The organism is Bacillus sp. P4_E1, from assembly GCF_056401715.1.
Genome location: NZ_JBFUIV010000003.1, coordinates 139851 through 161049, shown reverse-complemented (window position 1 = coordinate 161049; position 21199 = coordinate 139851). Strand labels below are relative to the sequence as shown.

At 34.8% G+C, this 21199-nt stretch carries 12 protein-coding genes; 5 read left to right on the top strand and 7 right to left on the bottom strand.

The genetic code is table 11. The features are described 5' to 3' along the window. Nucleotides 1-63: 63 nt before the first annotated feature. Nucleotides 64-852, bottom strand: a complete 789-nt coding sequence (locus AC1DS7_RS05135; protein ID WP_002010905.1) for an enoyl-CoA hydratase — start codon at nucleotides 850-852, stop codon at nucleotides 64-66. A gap of 329 nt (nucleotides 853-1181) precedes the next feature. Between AC1DS7_RS05135 and AC1DS7_RS05130 the strand changes: the two genes are divergently transcribed. Further along, nucleotides 1182-2576, top strand: coding sequence for an O-antigen ligase family protein (locus AC1DS7_RS05130; protein ID WP_016101730.1), 1395 nt, complete (start codon nucleotides 1182-1184; stop codon nucleotides 2574-2576). 164 nt (nucleotides 2577-2740) lie between these two features. Here the strand turns inward: AC1DS7_RS05130 and AC1DS7_RS05125 are convergent, their stop codons facing one another. Continuing rightward, nucleotides 2741-3772 (bottom strand): hypothetical protein, encoded by a 1032-nt coding sequence (locus AC1DS7_RS05125; RefSeq protein WP_016101731.1) that lies wholly within the window; start codon nucleotides 3770-3772, stop codon nucleotides 2741-2743. A 9-nt stretch (nucleotides 3773-3781) separates the two neighbouring features. After that, entirely contained in the window at nucleotides 3782-5239 is a 1458-nt protein-coding gene (locus tag AC1DS7_RS05120; protein WP_016101732.1) for an MBOAT family O-acyltransferase, read from the bottom strand. 226 nt (nucleotides 5240-5465) lie between these two features. On the opposite strand from AC1DS7_RS05120, the gene AC1DS7_RS05115 reads away from it, so the two are divergent. Then, nucleotides 5466-6881, top strand: a complete 1416-nt coding sequence (locus AC1DS7_RS05115) for an MBOAT family O-acyltransferase (RefSeq protein WP_016101733.1) — start codon at nucleotides 5466-5468, stop codon at nucleotides 6879-6881. Between the two features lie 178 nt (nucleotides 6882-7059). After that, entirely contained in the window at nucleotides 7060-8250 is a 1191-nt protein-coding gene (gene patB1 / locus AC1DS7_RS05110) for a secondary cell wall polysaccharide O-acetyltransferase PatB1 (protein ID WP_016101734.1), read from the top strand. A 117-nt stretch (nucleotides 8251-8367) separates the two neighbouring features. Here patB1 and AC1DS7_RS05105 read toward each other — a convergent pair whose 3' ends face one another. From AC1DS7_RS05105 to AC1DS7_RS05090, 4 genes are all read right to left on the bottom strand, one after another. Further along, complete coding sequence (locus tag AC1DS7_RS05105; RefSeq protein WP_016101735.1) at nucleotides 8368-10953, bottom strand: S-layer homology domain-containing protein; 2586 nt, start codon at nucleotides 10951-10953, stop codon at nucleotides 8368-8370. A 710-nt stretch (nucleotides 10954-11663) separates the two neighbouring features. Then, nucleotides 11664-14111, bottom strand: coding sequence for an S-layer homology domain-containing protein (locus tag AC1DS7_RS05100; protein ID WP_215588756.1), 2448 nt, complete (start codon nucleotides 14109-14111; stop codon nucleotides 11664-11666). A 735-nt stretch (nucleotides 14112-14846) separates the two neighbouring features. Then, entirely contained in the window at nucleotides 14847-15947 is a 1101-nt protein-coding gene (csaB, locus tag AC1DS7_RS05095; RefSeq protein WP_044444676.1) for a polysaccharide pyruvyl transferase CsaB, read from the bottom strand. Between the two features lie 165 nt (nucleotides 15948-16112). Beyond that, a complete protein-coding gene (locus AC1DS7_RS05090) occupies nucleotides 16113-17633 on the bottom strand; it encodes a putative polysaccharide biosynthesis protein (protein ID WP_061674827.1) in 1521 nt (506 codons plus the stop codon). A 269-nt stretch (nucleotides 17634-17902) separates the two neighbouring features. On the opposite strand from AC1DS7_RS05090, the gene secA2 reads away from it, so the two are divergent. Beyond that, a complete protein-coding gene (gene secA2, locus AC1DS7_RS05085; protein WP_215588755.1) occupies nucleotides 17903-20272 on the top strand; it encodes an accessory Sec system translocase SecA2 in 2370 nt (789 codons plus the stop codon). Between the two features lie 11 nt (nucleotides 20273-20283). Further along, nucleotides 20284-21165 (top strand): accessory Sec system S-layer assembly protein, encoded by an 882-nt coding sequence (locus AC1DS7_RS05080; RefSeq protein ID WP_476998814.1) that lies wholly within the window; start codon nucleotides 20284-20286, stop codon nucleotides 21163-21165. Nucleotides 21166-21199 lie beyond the last annotated feature (34 nt).

Here is a 21199-nt window from a genome sequence, read left to right as displayed (position 1 = left end):
TAACGGGCAGTAAAATTAATAATCCGCGGGGATAAACAAATCCCCACGGATTAAAGTTTCACTTTATTCTCCTTTAAATGCTGGTAAACGTTTTTCTAGAAAAGCAGCAATACCTTCTTTATGGTCCGCTGTTTGTCTCATCGCATATTGACCACGCTTTTCGAGCTGAAGCGTTTGTTCTAAATTAGAACGATTCACTTCACATAAAATTTGTTTCGTTTGAATCATTGCCTTGATTGGTTTTTGTAACCATTCATTAATTTTTTGCTTCACAGCCGTTTGGAAATCCTCACCGATTACTTCGTCAATTAAACCGATATCTAACGCTTCTGTCGCTGATAATTTCTTCCCTTCCCAAATGATTTTCTTCGTCATATTTTCACCGACGCGCTTTTGAAGGAAGAAATGGCCGCCACCATCTGGAATTAAAGCGATTCCAATAAAGTTCATCGCAATAACTGATGATATATCTGCCATGACATAATCAGCTGTTAATGCAATACTTAATCCAAGTCCGGCAGTCGGCCCATGAATTGCACTAATAACAAGCTTCGGCATCGTATATAACGTCACAACGATTTCAGAAATTGTATTCATGATGCCTTCAAACTTACTTTCATCATTACTTGAAAGCATTGATTTAATATCTCCACCCGCAGAAAAACCACGGCCACTTCCACACAACACAACAACATGAACAGAACTTTCCGCCACTTCTTTCAACTTTTGTAATAACTCTTTTAACGTTGGTTCATCTAATGCATTTAAAACCTCTGGACGATTGACCATAACCGTTGCTACGCGCCCTTCATATTTCACAACAACAGATTCTGTTTTACTTGTTACTTCCATTATATATACCCCTCTTTTCAACATAAAGATTATACTTATATAATTATAGAAAGCATGTTAAAAATCCTTCTTTTTTCTCAATTTTCTGTCTAATATCCTCGTAATTTGTATATATCTCCGTATAAAACATACAATTTCGTTAAAAAATATAGAAATTAAAGTCGGTTTACCCATGCTTTTCATCTATTTACCATTACAATGAAATGGTGTATTCTTAAGTTTGATGCAAAAAAACAAATATTGAAATTCATTCACCTTACTATATTAATAAGGCTTTTATCCCCATCTCTTGGGTATTGAACTAAAGGAATGAAGAAATGGAGGAATATATGGTTAATAAGTTGAAACAAACGGATAACTACTTCCCGCATTTCCTATTGCTATTCATTGTGTTTCAACCAATTTTAGATTTATTAACGTCTTTTTCAATCTATGTATTACACATGAGCGCAACAGTTGGAATCGTAGTCCGTTTCGCCTTTATGCTTCTTGCATTAGGTTATCTACTTCTTCATAGAAATCAACATGGAGCGAAAAAGTACATTCTCTATTTATGCCTACTCGGTATCGTACTAGCAATTGGTCTTGTAAATAATATGATGATTAAATCCCCAGTTTCATTTGGCGAAGAAGTGAAATTCATTTTAAAGAGCATATATCCAATTGTACTACTGTTTGGATATATTATCGTCTTTAAAGAGTTAAAAAATAAAGAATATGCATTTCATAAAATCATTACATATTTCTTATATGCAACTTTAATTTTAAGCATCACACTGATTGTTGCAATGCAAACTAGTACAGATTTCCCAAGCTACCCTCACTCAAAGATCGGTTCAAGAGGTTGGTTCTTTGCTGGAAATGATTTAAGTTCTATTTTTGCAATTATGTTCCCAATCGTAGTGCTCTATTCGATTCATAAAACAACTTCTTTCTCGAAAATCTATTACTGGATTCCAACAATACTCGCGATGTATGCAAGTATTATGGTCGGAACGAAAGTAGGATATGGTGCAATTGTTCTAACGCTTGGCGTGGCACTTTTATTCTCATTCATTGAATATATGGTTCATCGCAAAAAAGAAGGAAAAGGATTCACATATCTCGTAAATACAGTTGTTGCCGCTATTATACTAGGAGGTTTAATTGCCCTTACACCGCATACTCCTATCGCAAAAAATATGGGCATCCACATGCAAATATACGAATACAAAAAATCAGTACAAGAAGAAAAGGATAGAAAAGAAGGAAAAATAATTAAAGAAGATCCTGACGCAGAGAAAAAACATGCAAAAGGTGAACTAACAGACTCTGAGGTCAAAAGTTTAATTTACAGTGATCGCGATAAGTTTTTAAAAGTATACAAACAATACTATAAAGACGCACCACTATCACAAAAATTATTCGGAATGGGCTATGCTGGTAACTATACGGTTAAAATTAAATTAATCGAAATGGACTTCCATGACATATTCTTTGCATTCGGAATCATCGGTTCTCTTATTTACTTCATACCATTCCTTTACTTCGGTATTAAATTATTACTCAGCATCATAACAAACTTTAAGAAAATATTAACTGTGAAATATATGCTATTAGCTAGCACCGTTGTACTATCACTTGGAATCGGCTTTATGTCCGGCCACGTATTAACAGCGCCGTCCGTTAGTATTTTCTTCGTTGTTATACTCGCTTACTTAATTGTTGATTTAGAGGTAGAATAAAGTGAAGCAGCATCCATTTGGATGCTGCTTTTTCTTTTGAAAGTAATACATGAAATTATATTAATGATTCTACAGAAGATATCGATTTACCGAAAAAGTTTGATAAAGCAGCAATCTACAAAAAAAGACTAGATCACATTATGATCTAGCTTTTCAAACTTTCCCTATTGAAAAGACGCCCGAATCTCCTCCAACACCTCATCAATATTATCCTTCGTAATAACAATACCGAAGTCTTTCGGGACGTTGCTATCTTCCTCATTTACAACTTTATGCGCAATCAACTTTCCAACTTCCGGTCTGAAATGATGCCCATCCATATAGTTATCTAAATTCGTTGTAACGGAATTAAGATACATGAAATGGTGCACTTCTCCAAATACATCTACAGCGTCATGAAGCCATTTTTTATAATCTTCCCATCGCCCTGATTGAATCATCGTACGGAACAGAGGCTCTGAAACAGGCGTTGTAAAAATATAAAACTTCGTGTTCGGATTATGAGCCTTTACTGTTCCTAATATTTCTTTCATATTTTGATACTCATAATTCCCGCCATAAATCTCTTTACTAAACTTATCTACTTGCGCCGCTATTTGCGCATCACGTTCTTCTTTCGTATAATCGCGCATCGATTTTATATTCTCTCGATTGTACCGGTCAAGATTCGTACTATGATGGGTGGAATTTGCAATTGTATTCTTTGAATAAGTAATCCCGTCCATACTTACATACGATTTAATCGGATACAATAAACTTTGCGCCTGCTTAATATACGCTTCTGGTTTATCAAAACCAATTTCCCTATTTTTGTTCGTTCCAAGGAAATCTAAACCAAGTACAATAGACTCGAGTCCACTACCTTTTTGTTCTTTTGCATATTCAATATATGCATCATACTCACGCGGATCTGTACTGCTTACCGCATAATTAAATGCGTTTAACCCGGTGAAGTCATTCTCGTTAATAAAAGTCGTTCTACTACTTCCAAGTATAACTCCATCATATGTAAACGGACGGTACGTTATATAATTTGTTTTCTGTTGTCTCTCGTTAAACCCGTACTGAACATCATTCCACTTATTTTTATGCGGGAATAACCAAAGTGAATCTATATAGCTATTAAATATCCCGACACCTGCCAGAGGAACAAAAACACATACAAAAACGAAAATAAGCCAATGTTTGTTTTTCATATTCTCCACCTAGAAATTAAAGTATAAAAACTCACTAATACTCGTTAAATGTAACACGCTATATACGAGCAATACTGCAGTAAATAAAGCAGTCCATACATTCGGACGGAATGAATCTTTTAACTGAATTGAATTTTTTAAGAAGAAACTAATACATAACGCTCCGAAAATATACGCTACCATTTTTGGATCTAATAAAGAGACATGGTACCCTTCACTAAATGAAACACCGTACTCTTTTAAAAATTGCAGCTTCTCTATTATAAATGCTGGGAATACGCTATTTGCTAATTCGATTCCATTTAGTCCGAACATTCCTTTTAACACTTTCACCGCATCATGCATAGATGTTGCCCTAAAGAATACCCACGTTATATTAATGAAGAAAAACGTAACGAACCAACCAGCAAAGGCTGGCATGCGCCCTCCTGCTTTACTCCATAGGCGATGAATAACAGAAGCCAAACCGTGCAAGAATCCCCAAAAAACAAATGTCCAACCAGCTCCGTGCCAAAGTCCACTTATTAAAAATACAATCATAATATTTACGTATGTACGCGTAATTCCTTTTCGATTTCCTCCTAGAGAAATGTATACGTACTTCGTTAAAAACTGGCTAAGCGTCATATGCCAACGATGCCAAAAATCTTGTATATTCACTGCTTTATACGGTGAATTGAAGTTTTGAGGTAATTTAATATTAAACATTAAAGCGATTCCAATTGCCATATCACTATATCCACTAAAATCAAAATACAATTGGAACGTAAACGCTAACGACGAAAGCCATGCTTCGACAAATGTTAATGATTGCTGCACATCAAACCCTTCATGTACAAGGGGAGATAATACATCTGCAATACCTACCTTTTTGAAAATACCAACTGCAAATACAAATATACCAAGAACGATATACTTCGATTGCCAGCGCTTTTTACTATCGTCAGCAAACTGCGGCATAATTTGCGCATGATGCACAATCGGCCCTGCAATAAGCTGCGGGAAAAACGTTACAAACAATGCGTAATCAAGAAAATGACATGCCTTCGTTTCCCCGCGATACGTATCTACTAAAAATGCGATTTTTTGAAACGTATAGAAACTAATCGCGAGCGGTAACGTTAATGATAATAATGTAAAATGAGTTCCAATTAATGCATTAACATTTTGTAAGAAAAAATCATAATACTTGAAATAACTAAGCATTCCTATATTAAATATTAACCCTACCGTTAAAAGAAGTTTACTCTTATGTTTTACGAGCCTCATTCCGATAAAGTAGTTCACAATGAGCGACACTAACATAAGCGGTAAATATTTCACATTCCAATAACTATAGAAAAATAAAGAGGCCGCAACGAGCCAAGCTTTCGCTAATGTAGCATGTCCAAATTTATTTAATAGAAAATATAAAAGAAATGCTATCGGTAAAAATAAAAAAATAAACTCAAATGAGTTAAATAACACACCATCTCTTCCCTTCTAAACAAATCACACCTTATTCATCTTATCTTATCCAAATAGTGAGTGTCAAAAGGATTCCGCTCCCCTTTTCTTCTATTATATATAATAATCATTTTAATCGAATTATTAACATGATAAAATATTAAAGGCGCTTTTATATAAAAGAATATATAATAGAAATGTCGGTTTTTTGCACGAAATGTATTTTGAAAAAAGTGAGGAGAGTCCTTTGGTATTTAGTAGTTCTGTTTTCTTATTTATCTTTTTACCTCTCGTATTATTTTTCTATTTTATAGTGCGTGCCGAGCTACGTAATTTCGTATTACTTGCATTTAGTTTAATTTTCTATGCATGGGGAGAACCTCGATTCGTCCTCTTAATGCTCTTTTCTATTATATTAAACTACTGCTTCGGCCTACTCGTGCATCATTATGATAAACGAAAAAATATGAAAGTCACATTTTTAATTATGGCTGTGGTCGGAAATATTTTATTACTTTCTTATTTTAAATATATTTCATTTTTCACAGACATTTTAAACAACGCTTTACATTTATCTATCCAGGTGGAACCTATTCCACTACCAATTGGGATTTCATTTTATACATTCCAAGCGATGTCATACGTCATCGATATATACCGTAAAGATGGCGCAGTTCAAAAGAATCCACTTAACTTAGCACTATATATATCAATTTTCCCGCAGCTTATTGCCGGACCAATCGTTCGTTACAATATCGTTGCTGATCAAATTAAAACGCGCATCCATTCTTTTGAACGATTTACAGAAGGTATCCAAATTTTCGTTTTAGGATTAGCGAAAAAAATGTTAATCGCCAATCAAGTTGGATTTGTCGCAGATAAAATCTTTGCCTTACCACCGTCTGAAATGAGCGCTGGAACGGCTTGGATTGGTATTATCGCCTATACACTTCAAATCTATTTCGATTTCTCAGGATACTCTGATATGGCAATTGGACTTGGAAAAATGTTCGGATTTGATTTCCCGAAAAACTTCAATTATCCGTACATCTCGAAATCCATTTCAGAATTTTGGAGAAGATGGCATATTACACTAGGCTCTTGGTTCCGCGACTATATATACATTCCGCTCGGCGGAAACCGTGTATCCAAACTAGCAAATTACCGTAACCTCTTCATCGTATGGGGATTAACCGGTTTATGGCACGGAGCAAGCTGGACATTTATCGCCTGGGGATTATATTACGGCTTTATTATCTCGATTGAAAAAGCTGGATTCGAGAAAATATTAAATAAGCTATGGAAGCCGCTGCAACATGCATATGTACTAATCATCGTTATGATCGGTTGGGTCTTCTTCCGAGCTGATAACTTCGCATACTCGTTCCAATATTTAAAAGCGATGTTTGGCATAGAGAGGCAATCTTTCATCGATGACAACACAATGCTCTATATACATGAATACATTGTCATATTTATCATCGCCTTTATCGCAGCGACACCAATTTTAAAACGTGTTAAAAACATATTAGAACTTGCACCAAAAACGTATACATTCACGATGCAAGTTGTACGTCCTATATTATTACTAACATTATTTATGGTTTCGATTATGTATTTAATTAATTCGACGTATAATCCATTTATTTACTTCAGATTTTAACTTATCCCGCTATTTTCCGGGCAGTAAGACCCCCACCTCAAAATTCAGCGAAAGCAAAGAAGTTAGGTTGGGGTCGGGCTGCCTGTAAAAGTCCGATTGGTTAAGGCTAATAATCAGTGGGGACGAACCAAACCCCCACTGATTAAAGTTTCACTTTATGTAGGAAGGAAAAGTTATTATGAAAAAATTGGGGAACATCGTCCTATTTATCGGTTTTCTCACCATTATCTTTTCATTTGGCATATTATCGCTTCTCAAAACTGACCGAGCAGTTTCGCCCGTTGAAAATCGTCCGCTCGCTCAAAAACCAGCTCTTACAAAAGAAGTTGCCTTAAATGGTAGTTTCTTTAAAGACTTTGAGACATATACAAACGATCAATTAATCGGAAGAGATGATCTCATAAAAAACTATACACTTACCCAAATTAAAATGGGCAAGTCTCTCATTAACGATATTATTCTAACTGATGATAAATGGCTTCTAAAAAACCCTGCTTGGGCTACAAAATATAATGAGATTGACCAAGCTATGCCAGCTGTAAACGACTTATCTCAGTTTTTAAAAGAACAAAATATTGAGTTTTACTTTGCTTTACCACCGTCCAAAACGAATGCCTTATCATTTAAATTACCTTCTCATATTCACACATATGCACAGGAAAATTTAAATTATTTTCTAAATAAGCTTCCAGCGGACGTAAAGCCAATTAAACTCATGGAACATTTTAAGAAAAACTATACAAATGAAGAAATACAAAGTATGTACTTCAAAACAGACCATCACTGGAATATGGATGGTGCCTTCTTAGGCTATCAATATATAATGAACACAATCGCGCAACAATCTTCTATATATAAAGGAAAAGAAATAAAAACAGAAGATTACACTCGTACTTGTGCTCCAAATAAACATCTAGTCGGAAGCTTTAACAACCAGCTATACCAACTGATCGATGCGACTGGAGAAAAACTATGCTACTACACACCGAAAGACGGTTTCAACTTTACGAGCGTAGCCGCAAAAGATGTAAATGGCACTGTATATCGCACATTAGATGAACTATACGGCGTAGAAAAACAAAATGATACAACATCATACGCAGGTTATTATGCAAATGACTATCCAGAAATCGTTATCGAAAACAACAATGCACCAAATGATGTACGAGCTTTAGTCCTAAAAGACTCATTCGCAAACGCAATCGTGCCTCACTTAGCACAAAGCTTCAAACACACATCCATCCTCGACCTTCGTCACTATCACGAAAAGGATGTATATCAATACATTAAAGACAACAACATTAACATGGTATTGTTTGTGTATAGTGATTCGAATTTGAGTGGTGATATGTTTAAGTTTAAAAAATAAAAGAATCCTCTTGTAAATCATTTACAAGAGGATTCTTTATATTAATCCCGTTATTTGCGGCAAAAAAAGTCAGTGGGGATTCATCCCCACTGACTTTTCACTTTATCTATAATCGAATTATAGATTTGGGTTGTTAAGCACGTTCACGTGTACAGCTTGTGAACCGATTTCGCTTGTTAGATCGTCCTTATCTCCTAATACTTTGAATACTAATGTACCTTTGTCAGTGTACTTAGTAGTTAAAGTATTGTAGATGTCTGCACTGAAGTTTGGAAGTGCAGAATCACTTGTTTGAGATACTGTTACATGACCAAGCTCTTGATCGAATATATCGAAGTGAGAATTGCCATTTGTATCAAGATAAAGTTTACCTTGGTTGTCACCAGATTTTACAACACGTACTTTATGTTGTGTTTCTTTCGTTAAGTTAATACCTTTAACGATATCATCATTGTTACTTCCTTCAAGTTCTAACACAGTACCGACGTTAATTTTCTTCTCAACGAAGTTTTCTGTTTTAACTGGTTTGAAGTTTACAGATTTAATTGCGATTTTCTCTTGAACGATTTCTAGTGTCGCTTTACCAGCAGTTGCACCATTTTTCGTTAAGTGGATATCAACTTTACCTGGTTTTAAACCTTTAACAACAACTTTATTTCCAACAATTTTAGCTGTAGCTACCGCTGGATTTTTAGATTCAACTACATAGCCTTCTAAGTTTTCAGGATCAGAGTATACGCGATCTGAAGTGTACTTAGATAATTGATACTCAACTGTGTTAGAAACATTTAGGTCAAGTTTTGAATCAGGTGATTCGCCGTATTTACCTACTTTAGATACAAGTTCAAAGTTTTTAAATGCAACGTTACCTTCTGTTACGTTCACATATAATGAACCTAAAGTATCACCGTTACCGTTTTGGAAGTGAACTGTACCTTCGCCTACTTCGTTACCTGTAATACCAACAGTTTTTGTACCAATTGAACCAGCAGTAGTTGTTACTACATCTAATCCACCCTCAGCAACTACACCTGTTTTTGGAAGAACTTCTTTAATTGCAGCTGTGTTAGCACCAAATGGATCGCCATATTGGTCAGTTGTTACAAATGTAACAGGTAATGTTTTATTTTGAACAACTTGTAATTTATCTGGGTTAGCTTTTACTGATTTTAATTTACGAGAATCAGTCGTTACTTTAAATTTAACATCTTTTGTAACGTCGCCTACTTTAATAGTAAGTGTAGCTTCACCAGCAGCCTCAGCAGTAATATAGTTGTTTACTACAGAGATAATACCGTGATTTGAAGATTTAATGCTAATTGAGTTTGGATCAACTACTTTATCTTCTCCAGCAATTGTAGCAACTACATTATGGATTTGTGCTTTTTCACCAACTACTAACGTTTGGCTGTTTAGCTTGAAGTCTTTTCCAGTAAGTGTATTACCGTATACGACACCGTTTTTATCCGCATCTACCGCAAATGCAGTATTTTTAATTGCAGAAGCTGGTGTATCAAGGTTTTTCACTGTAATAATACCAGTATTAGAAACCGTTAAACCACCACGTTTTGTAACTTGTACTTCTACTTTATAGTCACCGTGTGGAAGACCAACACCAAGTTTACCTGTAGAAGAAGTTGACTCTCCATTCTCAAAGATTCCTGCTGGTGAACCATCTAAGTTATTTGCTACAAATTTGACGTCATGGCTTGCTAAGTTTAAGTACTCAACATCGGCGTTACCTTTTTCATCGTTTAATTTGAAGGCAACTGCTTGACCAGCACGATCATCATCAAATGTTAATTTTTCTACAGCTAATTTTTTAACTTCGTATACGAATTTCGCTACGAATGATTGATCTTTCACTTTTACAGTAAGATCTTTATTTGGAGCAACTTTACCACCTAGTGTTACAGTTGCAGATGTACCGTCAGCACTTGCTTCAATCGCAACTGCTTTGTCACCTTCAAGAGTTACTTCATCAGCAGAAAGTTTATCTAAACCAGTTCCTGTTAATGTTAATTTCGTTGGTTCAGAAATTTTCACATCAGTTACATATGCTTGTGTGCTATCTGGTTTTGCGAATTTTTTATCTGTTAATGCGATAAATTGAGCTGCTTCTGCACGAGATACAGATTTTGTTGGCTCCCATTTGCCGCCAGTACCTACAGAGATTCCAAGATTAATTAGGATGTTAGCTTTTTCTTCACCCCAAGTATCTCTTAAATCATCAAATGTCGTAACTAACTCGCCGTTAACTTTATCTTTTAAGTTATAAGCACTTACTAACATAGATGCGAATGAAGCACGGTCAATCTTTCCTTCTGGATAGAAGTTTTCTTTTCCATCACCTTTAACGATACCTGCTTTTTCTACTGCTGCGATATATTTAGCAGCCCATGTATTTTTAGCATCTTTGAAAGATGGCTGAGCATTTTCATCAACTGGTAAACCTAAAATTTTAGTGAAAATAACAGCTGCAGAAGAACGATCGATTGACTCGTTCGGACCATATGTACCGTCTGGTTTACCTGTAATTGCGCCTTTTTCTACTAAGTAGTTAATAGAACCTTCTGCCCAATGACCAGCTGGAACGTCTGGGAATGATTTACCTGCTGCTGCTACTGGAGATACAACTCCTGCTACCATTGCTGCTGTCATTGTACCTGCGATTACTTTTTTGTAAGAGTTAGTCTTTGCCATTTTATTATTTTCCTCCTTCAGGACTATGTGCTACTAGTTTCATATCATATGTAATTTGAAAACTAGTTACTTAAAAAGCCATAAAACAATTAAAATACAAAATATCATGCGAAAAGTAGTTCACATAATAAAATGATACAAACCGTTAAATGTAAATATAAGGTTTAAATACCATTTTTTGAAACAAGTTCATCATACTATACAAAACTATTCGTTATCAAGAACTTTCTCAAAAGAAGATTCGACACATTCTGATAATTCAGTCTTTTTATTGTATTATTAAGATATTAATAATACTAAAATATAGAAATGAACAAACTTTTTTCCTAAAAACTACTATCACCGCGCTTCGTATATTTTTCATATCAAATACACAATTGGAATTATAGCACATATTTCCACTTCATCACCTAAATGTTTTTTACAATAAATACAATTTTCAGACTTCATTCGACTTAAATTATTGTAATTCGACATTTTCTACTTCTTTTCGAATGTTTTTTCAACGAAAAAAGGTGTTAATTTACAAAAAATTTACATATTAATAGGGTATTTTTCTATTTTTGAAAACGCTGTCATTTTATTTCTCAATAAACTAACTATCAATCTTCAAAATATGATCACTTTTTCACAGATTGTTTTATATGAAAATTAGACCATAAAAAAAGAGCCCACATAATGTGGACTCTTTCCATTGAAATAAATTTCAATTAGCGAGCTACTGTTACTGGTTTGAAAGCAACAAGTTTGTTAGCTGCTGTATCAACTGTATTTAAAGTTGCATTATCTTTAAGTTCTTTAGTTTTAAGTGTTAATGTACCAGTTGCTAAGTTAACATCTGTTGGAGCTGTTACTTTAAGTACTACTTCTTTAGCTGCTTTGTCATCAGCTTTTGCTACTGTTAACGCTACACCATTTAGGTCAATAACAAAGTCAGTTGCATCAACGTTCACAGCTTCAGAGAATGTTAAAGTAATTTCTTTAGCGTCAACTTTTGTAATTTTAGCTGACTGGAATTCAGGAGCTTTTGTATCTACAACGTTTAATAATAGGTTTTTCGTACCCATTTTCACTCCGTCTTTGTTTGCAACATTAGCTACTGTAAATTTAACTGTTTCTGATTTTTCGAAAGTAAATGTAGATGGTAACTCAATAACTGCATTTGTACCGTCTAATACGATTAGAGCACCTTCTGGTAATTTAGCACCAGCTAATGTGTAATTGTTTACATTAGAAGCTGATTCAGCTACTTGGCCACCTTTTACTTCTTTATCAAAGTTTACTGTAATTTTATTTGTAGCTTTATCAAAAGCCACGCCTGTTACTGCTGGAGCTACTTTATCTGTTTCTTTTTCAGATTCTTTTTCTACAACTTTCACTTCTTTAGTAAATGCTGCAGACTCATTACCAGCTGCATCTTTTACAAGACCTTTTGTAGCAGCTACTTTGTAGTTACCTTTTGCTGGGAATGTTAATGTAATACCTTTGCTGTTGTCTTTTGCTGCTTCGATTGTCACCTCACCAGTTACATCTCTGCTTGTATCTAAATTGATTACACGAATTTTTCCGTCTTGTTTAGTTACATCTTTATCAAAAGTAAATGTAGCTTCTTTATTTTGATCTGCCACAACTTTAACTAAGTTAGGAGCTACAACATCTTTTGTAACTTTTACTGCTTTAGATACTTTAGTACCTACATTGTTTGCTAAATCTTTGTAGCCAACAAATTCAACTGTAAGATCTGCAGCTGTTTCTTTATCTGTAAGAGCACCCGGTACTGTAACAAGCGCTTTTGTTTTATCTTGATCAAGAGCAATTGTAGCCTCTTTTACTACTGTATTACCTTTTTTTACAACTACTGTACCTTGTGCAGAAAGTTCCTCTGTAAATGTAGCTTCTAATGTAGCTGTACCATTAGCAAGGTCTTTTACTTTAATTTCTTTTACTTCTGGAGCTGTAGTGTCTTTTTCTACTTTATAAGTAGCTTTACCTTCGTACATTTCCATTGCGTTACCTGATAAATCTTGAGCACCCGTTACGATAACTGAGAATTCTTTACCGTTCTCAAGGTTTAAAGTGTTAGTAGAAGTGAAAGTATTATTTTCAACTTTACCTTCTACTTTTTGACCGTTAACAATTACAGTTACAGCTTTTGCTGTATCTAATTTTTCACTAAATACTACTTTAACTTTTCCGTCTGGAGTAGATACTGTAGATACAGTTGGAGCTACTTCGTCATTAAAGAAGATAACTTCTAATGCTTTTGGAATTTCTTTACCATCAGCAGCTTTTAAGCCTTCAACAGTTAGAACGTAAGCTTCTTTATTTTTAAGTTTTGCATCTCCATCTAAAGTTACGATTACAGATTTTTTATCTTCACCGATTTTTGCAGTAACTGCTGTTGCATTAGTTCCTTGAGAAAGAGTGAATTTCGCGTTCTTCACATCTTCTTCTTTCACTGTAGCACCAAGTTTAACTTCGATCTCTTTAGCGTTGATTGCTTTAATAGACTCAACTTTAGCTTCTTCTTTTTGTCCGAACTTCTTGTCAGTCATAGCAATAAATTGTGCTGCTTCTGCTTTAGTTAGAATTTTATCTGGCTCCCATTGGCCGCCAGTACCTACAGAAATTCCTAATTCAACTAGGATGTTAGCTTTGTCTTTACCCCAGCTAGTTTCTAAGTCTTTGAATTTAGTTTCTGGAGTACCAGTTACTTTAGTGTCTAATTTGAAAGCCGGTACAAGCATTGCTGCCATAGAAACGCGGTCGATTTTTCCGTTAGGATCGAATATGCCGTTACCTTTACCTTTAACTACACCAGCTTTTTCTACAGCTGCGATAATTGGAGCAGCCCAGCCCTCTTGAGCGTCAGTGTAAGATGGTTTAGCATTTGGATCGATTGGTAAGTTTAAGATTTTAGCCATCATTGTAGCTGCTTCTGCACGAGTGATTTCTTTTTCAGGCTCGAACATTCCTGTGCCATTACCTGCAATTGCGCCTTTTTCTGCTAAGTAGTTAATAGAATCAATTCCCCAGTGATCAGCTGGAACGTCTGGGAATGATTTTCCTGCTGCTGCTACTGGAGAAACAACACCTGCTACCATTGCTGCTGTCATTGTACCAGCGATTAATTTTTTGTAAGAGTTAGTCTTTGCCATTTTATATATTTCCTCCTTCAGGAATGTAATACTAGTTCCATAATGTTTTAAATAGATATTCTATTTAATGTTGAAACTAGTAAATATAAATGTAATTAAGATCCTATATATAGAAATGATTCCATAATATAGAACAATAAACATATTACACCGTTTTTACCCGAATTTAAATTCTTAAATTCGACAAAAAAGTGAATTTTCGTAATTCTAACGTTCATTCTTTCGACTTTCAATTCAAATAACTCGATTATAAAATCAGAATATTTTAAATGTACGAAACAATACGTCAGAACTACATTTGAGCAATATTTGTATAACCATTTACAACTATAGCAGAAAAACGTTTACAATTTCAATATCCAACTATGAAGATATTACGACATTAATCGACACGATGTTTCTGTAATTTTCGACATCATTCTTAACTTCATTTTTCTGAACAAAACCCGCCTCGTTATCCAAGTGTTTTTGTATAAAACGCTTTATACCGATATTCTTTATATGCTAATGTTAAGATTTTAAGATTAAGAACCACTAAAAACATACATATTCAGGAAAAATAAAACTCGAATCTTTTGTTTTTTTCGACATTATTCTACATTTTTTATATTTTTTGTCGACATTTTATTTTTTTCAATACGCTTCTCTTTCAAACTTTTACTTACATAGCAAAAAAGAACAGGTGATCCCTGTTCTTTTTTCTACTCAATTATTGAATAAAAAGAGGAATGGCCTCTATTCCATTCCTCTTTTTATAGACTCTTTTGCATGCAAGTCATTAATAATATATTTGGACGCTATGGAAATTTGCTCTCGCAATTCCTCTACCCTTTGTCCTAACGTTTCCTGTACATATTCTGTCTGCTCTAATTGCTTAATCGCCATACTATGTAATGTTTCTGTCGTCCAGTCTCCATCCACATTCCCAATAATCGGCTGATTTACTTGTTGTAAAAACGAATCGATCTTTGGATCATACGAAATTCCAACCATAGGCGTGTTTGCAACTGCCGATAATATAAGAGCATGCAGTCTCATTCCTATTAAAAGAGAGCATTCTGATAAAATAGAGATTTTCTCATGAATATCCATTTTATAAGGGAGCATGTGCGCTTCTTCTCCCATCAAATTAATGATATCCCTTGATGCATTTTGATCAAATGGTCCATGCATCGGTACAAATAAAATATGATATCCCTCTTGCTTAAGCTTTTTCAGCGTATCTGCTAACTTCTTCATATAATCTTCTTTTGCATCCCAGTACCTTACACTAACCGCAACGACCTTTCCTTGCAGCGCATGTTTTTGAAGCCAATCGGATTTCTTTTCTTCTGGCTGACAAGCTAATACTGGATCTGGAACAAGTTCGATGTCTTTCTTAATACCAATTTCTTTTAAGTACAAAAAAGAGTCTTCATCACGTACTGATATATATTCAGCCTTTGATACATGCCATTTCACTAATAAACGATTTTGCTTCTTCGTAATAGGTCCGATTCCTTGGGCGTAAATATAATACGGCTTTTTCAAAAAACGGGCAAGCCGCATAATACCCGTATAGTATAAAATACTCTTAATACTCGTCTTATCTTGTAAGAGACTTCCGCCTCCGCTAATTAAACCATTACTTCTCTTTATTTCTCGGTAAATCGCTCTTATATCCCATCGGTTTACTGCTTCTACACCGTACATTTTTCTTGTATAGTCGGGGTCATTTGAAAGTACAACAAGCTCAAGAGTAGGATCCTCTTCATGTAGCGCTTTAATAATTGATTGCAAAATTGCTTCGTCCCCAACATTATAAAAACCATAATATCCTGATAAAACTAACCGCACTCTTAATCTCCTCCAACATTTCGCAATCAACTCTTTTTGTAATTAAACAAATTGTTATCCATTCCTTGCCGAGAAAGGTTTGATAACTTCAAATTGATTTCTTTCACAAACATCTAACAAGTCATACCCATGTATAATATTGTTCATTTTCTATAATCAACGATTTTATTTACGTAAAAATGGAATTTGTTCTTTCGATATCCAGTTTAGTTTCAATGCACATATGCCATATAACACTGAAGCTATACTTAGCGCTACAGCACTATATATCATTGCTAAAATCCTGGAATCTGTCACATTGATTAATGTAGACCCAAAGTATAATGCTATACCTAAAATACTAGATACTCCAATCACAGCCAAAAATTTCCCTATAGCTATTGGATAGGAAAGATCTTTTCTAATATAAATATGATTTGCGATACAAATCATTATATAAATAATTAGAGTACTATACGCTGCTCCATTTATACCGAATTGGTTTACTAGCGCTATATTTAATACAATTTTTACAAAACTTACACCGATGACAATCCATGCTGCTTGCATCGAACGATTAATCCCTTGCAAGATTCCTATTGATAATACCATAAGTGATGTGAAATACGAGCTACCAATTAAAATAGCTAACATGCCACTTCCTTTTGTATCTGTAAATAACGCAACATTAAGCGGTACTGCAAGCGCCATAAGCCATATCGTTATCGGCATTGTTAAAACGTGTGCAAACTCATTTGTACGTTTTACTGTCAGTTTAGCTAAAGCTATATCTTTTTTTGTTAAAGCAGCTGTTAATAATGGAATTAACGGAAATACTATCGCACTTGCAAATACAACGATTAATTGCGTAAATGCAAAACCACGGCTATATATACCAAATTGTTCCTGAATCGTTGTAGAAGATTCATGTAGCACATGTGGAATTGTTACAGAATCAACTAAATTTAAAACAGGCATCGATAACGCTCCGATTGCAATTGGAATTGAAACACGAAGTATGTTTTTCGCGTTTGTCTTAAAATCTTGTAATGAATATGTTTCGCTCTTATAGCGATACGTGCTTTTCACATATTTCATTCGCAAATATATGAGTGACGTAATAACACCAAAACAAGAACCAATCATTGCTCCGCCTGTTATGATATCACTACCTTTATTCCAATATACAAATATATAGGCTATTGTTAGCATAAAGAACACGCGAATCAACTGTTCAATTACTTGCGATACACCAGTAGGTATCATATCTCCAAACCCTTGGAAATATCCACGGTACACTGCCATATACGGTGCGATTAATAAAGCAAACGAAGTAACAATTAATGGTAGCCTCGTCTCTTGTCCACCAAGCATATTTGCAATGCTACTCGATCCAATGATAATAATTAAAAATCCGAGCACCCCAAATATAACACCGATAATAGATGCGGACGTAAACAATTTAGCTATTCCGTCACGATCATTCTTTTCATGAAGATCAGCTATTAACTGTGATATTGCTAGCGGGACTCCCGCTACTGATAAAGTTAAGGCTATCATATATACAGGAAAAACAAGGCGAAAAATCCCAAGTACTTCATCCCCTGCTATATTTTGCAATGGGATTTGGAAAAAACTCCCCACTACTTTCGATATAAACGTTGTAACGGTTAAAATCGCAGCGCCTTTTACAAACTTTTTATTCATCTTCTATCTCTTTTCTTTCAATATATAATCTACATAAAATATTAAATCCATATTATTCATTCATCTTGAGAATCATCACTTTATCTCATTTAGTTATCATACCAAATTTCTTATATATTGAATACTCTCTTTCTTTTTATGTTTTAAATATAATATGTGCCATATATATGTTTTTTTATCCAGTATTTTCTTCAATTTACTACTTCTACTTGTTCAGGATAAACATGTGCTATAATGTAGCTATTGTCAGTAAGAGGAGTGTTTACAACATGCTGAATTCGGTAAAGAAATTGTTAGGAGATTCTCAAAAGAGAAAGCTAAAAAAATACGAACAACTCGTTCAAGATATTAATGATTTGGAAAAACAAATGGCTGATTTACCTGACGAAGAATTACGTCACAAAACTGTCACATTCAAAAGTATGCTTACGGATGGTAAAACAGTTGATGATATAAAAGTAGAAGCATTCGCTGTTGTACGCGAAGCCGCAAAACGCGTGCTTGGATTACGCCATTACGATGTACAGTTAATCGGAGGACTTGTATTACTAGAAGGTAATATTGCGGAGATGCCAACTGGTGAAGGAAAAACATTAGTTTCCTCTCTCCCAACATATGTACGTGCCCTTGAAGGAAAAGGCGTTCATGTTATTACTGTAAACGATTACTTAGCGAAGCGTGATAAAGAGTTAATTGGCCAAGTTCATGAATTTCTAGGCTTACAAGTTGGATTAAATATTCCTCAAATCGATCCTTCTGAAAAGAAACTTGCGTACAAAGCTGATATTACATACGGTATTGGAACAGAGTTTGGCTTTGACTATCTTCGCGATAATATGGCTGCTTCACAAAATGATCAAGTTCAGCGCCCCTATCACTTTGCTATTATCGATGAGATTGATAGCGTTTTAATTGATGAGGCGAAAACGCCACTTATCATTGCTGGGAAGAAATCAGGTAGCTCTGATTTGCATTATTTATGTGCAAAAGTTATTAAATCATTCCAAGATACCCTTCACTATACATACGATGCAGAATCGAAATCAGCTAGTTTTACAGAAGACGGTATTACAAAAATAGAAGATTTATTTGACATCGATAACTTATATGATTTAGAGCATCAAACTCTATACCATTATATGATTCAATCATTACGTGCCAATGTCGCTTTCCAGCTTGACGTTGACTATATTGTGCATGATGAAAAAATACTACTTGTAGATATTTTCACAGGACGTGTTATGGATGGTCGCTCTTTAAGTGACGGCTTACATCAAGCACTAGAAGCAAAAGAAGGTTTAGAAATTACAGAAGAAAACCAAACACAAGCTTCTATTACAATTCAAAACTTCTTCCGTATGTATCCGGCATTATCAGGTATGACAGGTACCGCAAAAACGGAAGAAAAAGAATTCAACCGTGTATATAATATGGAAGTTATTCCAATTCCAACGAACCGTCCTATTCTTCGTGAAGATAAAAATGACGTAGTATATGTAACAGCTGATGATAAATATAAAGCTGTGCGTGAAGAAGTTCTAAAACAGAATAAGCAAGGACGCCCTATTTTAATTGGGACGATGTCTATCTTGCAATCTGAAACTGTTGCTCGTTATTTAGATGAAGCAAACATAAAGTATCAATTATTAAACGCTAAAAGTGCAGAGCAAGAAGCAGACTTAATTGCAACTGCTGGGCAAAAAGGTCAAATTACAATCGCTACCAATATGGCAGGCCGAGGTACTGATATTTTACTAGGTGAAGGTGTCCACGCCCTTGGTGGATTACATGTAATTGGAACAGAACGTCATGAATCTCGCCGCGTTGATAACCAGCTTAAAGGACGAGCTGGTCGCCAAGGTGATCCGGGAAGCTCTCAATTTTTCCTATCTTTAGAAGATGAGATGCTAAAGCGCTTCGCTCACGAAGAAGTAGAAAAGTTGGAAAAATCACTGAAACCTGACAAAACGGGGCTTATTAATACATCTAAAGTTCATGATTTTATTAACCGTACACAATTAATTTGTGAAGGTGGTCATTTCTCAATGCGTGAATATAATTTAAAATTAGATGACGTAATTAATGATCAACGTAATGTTATATACACACTACGTAACAACCTTCTAAAAGAAGAAACAAATATGATAGAACTTGTTATTCCAATGATTGAACACTCTGTGGATGCAATTGCTAAGCAGCACCTTTTCGAAGGAATGCTTCCTGAAGAATGGGATTTCACTAGTTTAACAGCATCTATTAAAGAAGTTTTAGCGGTTGAAACTTTGCCGCCATTATCTGCGAACGACGTACATTCGCCTGAGGATTTACAAATCGTTTTAAAAGATACAATTTCTAGCTATATCGAACGTGTACAAGAATTAAATGACCATGCTGATTTACAACAATCACTGCGCTACGTTGGTTTACACTTCCTAGATCAAAACTGGGTAAATCACTTAGATGCAATGACTCACTTGAAAGAAGGTATTGGCTTAAGACAATATCAACAAGAAGATCCAACTCGCCTTTACCAAAAAGAAGGTTTGGATATTTTCTTATACACTTACGGTAATTTTGAAAAAGAAATGTGCCGATATATCGCGAGACATTTAGCAGTTCCAGAAAACGTACAATCATGAGGTGAAAATTTATGTTATCATTCCTGAAAAAGGCAAAGAAAAAAGGAAAAGATACTACTGTTTCTAGTAATCAATTATTTGGACAAGAAGAAACTACTTCTCAAAACAAAACGGTAAAGCCAGTTCTTTACTTCCATCCTAGCTGGGGTGACGTAGCACAAGAACAAAAATACATTTATCAATTTTTACATAAAGAATTACCACGTTTACAAGAATATCAAATTTCTTTATCAGGAATTGAAATTGAAAAACGTGATGGCGCATACGATGTAGCTGCATTCATTCGCAGCAGTGTCCCAAAATCAATTTCTTTCGAAGAAGTTACATTACTTCTATTAAACAAAGATAAAAAGCTGTGCGCACGTAAAACATTTAACTTATCTGCACTTGGCGATATTCCTGAAAACGTGAATATGCCTTTCGTATTTACATTTGAGCAAGAAACAATAACGGAAGCTGAACTATCTCAATCAGATTGGGAATTAGCTTTCGAACTTGAAAGTAAGCATCAACTAGATTTAGATCCATCTTGGGAATCTCAGTTACCTGAAGCAAGCAAAGATGCTTTACGTAATTTTGTAGACAATTTAACACCTCCAAATGAAGGTGAAATTAACTTCCTAGGTTTACAAGCCGCACTGAAAGAGAACGGCGATTTACATACAACACTTCTAATTCGTAACGGCTGTAAAGATAACATTCAACTAGAACAACTTCCTCTTCATATTGAAGATGCTTCTGGAGAAGTCGTTGTTAAAGGTGCTTTCACGTTACCGAATCTTGAAATTAAAGCGAATACTACAAAACCGTGGTCATTTGTTTTCCCTGCTTCATCCATCTTGAAACAAAATATGGATTTATCTAGCTGGAAAGCATTTGTACCACAAGACTAATATACAAAAAAGCCTATCCTAAAAGATGGTCATC

Coding starts and splice junctions, on each gene's coding strand:
- patB1 (WP_016101734.1), top strand. CDS start 7,060: ATGAAAAAATTGGGGAACATCGTCCTATTTATCGGTTTTCTCACCATT.
- secA2 (WP_215588755.1), top strand. CDS start 17,903: ATGCTGAATTCGGTAAAGAAATTGTTAGGAGATTCTCAAAAGAGAAAG.
- AC1DS7_RS05125 (WP_016101731.1), bottom strand. CDS start 3,772: ATGAAAAACAAACATTGGCTTATTTTCGTTTTTGTATGTGTTTTTGTT.
- AC1DS7_RS05080 (WP_476998814.1), top strand. CDS start 20,284: ATGTTATCATTCCTGAAAAAGGCAAAGAAAAAAGGAAAAGATACTACT.
- AC1DS7_RS05105 (WP_016101735.1), bottom strand. CDS start 10,953: ATGGCAAAGACTAACTCTTACAAAAAAGTAATCGCAGGTACAATGACA.
- AC1DS7_RS05090 (WP_061674827.1), bottom strand. CDS start 17,633: ATGAATAAAAAGTTTGTAAAAGGCGCTGCGATTTTAACCGTTACAACG.
- AC1DS7_RS05130 (WP_016101730.1), top strand. CDS start 1,182: ATGGTTAATAAGTTGAAACAAACGGATAACTACTTCCCGCATTTCCTA.
- AC1DS7_RS05100 (WP_215588756.1), bottom strand. CDS start 14,111: ATGGCAAAGACTAACTCTTACAAAAAATTAATCGCTGGTACAATGACA.
- AC1DS7_RS05135 (WP_002010905.1), bottom strand. CDS start 852: ATGGAAGTAACAAGTAAAACAGAATCTGTTGTTGTGAAATATGAAGGG.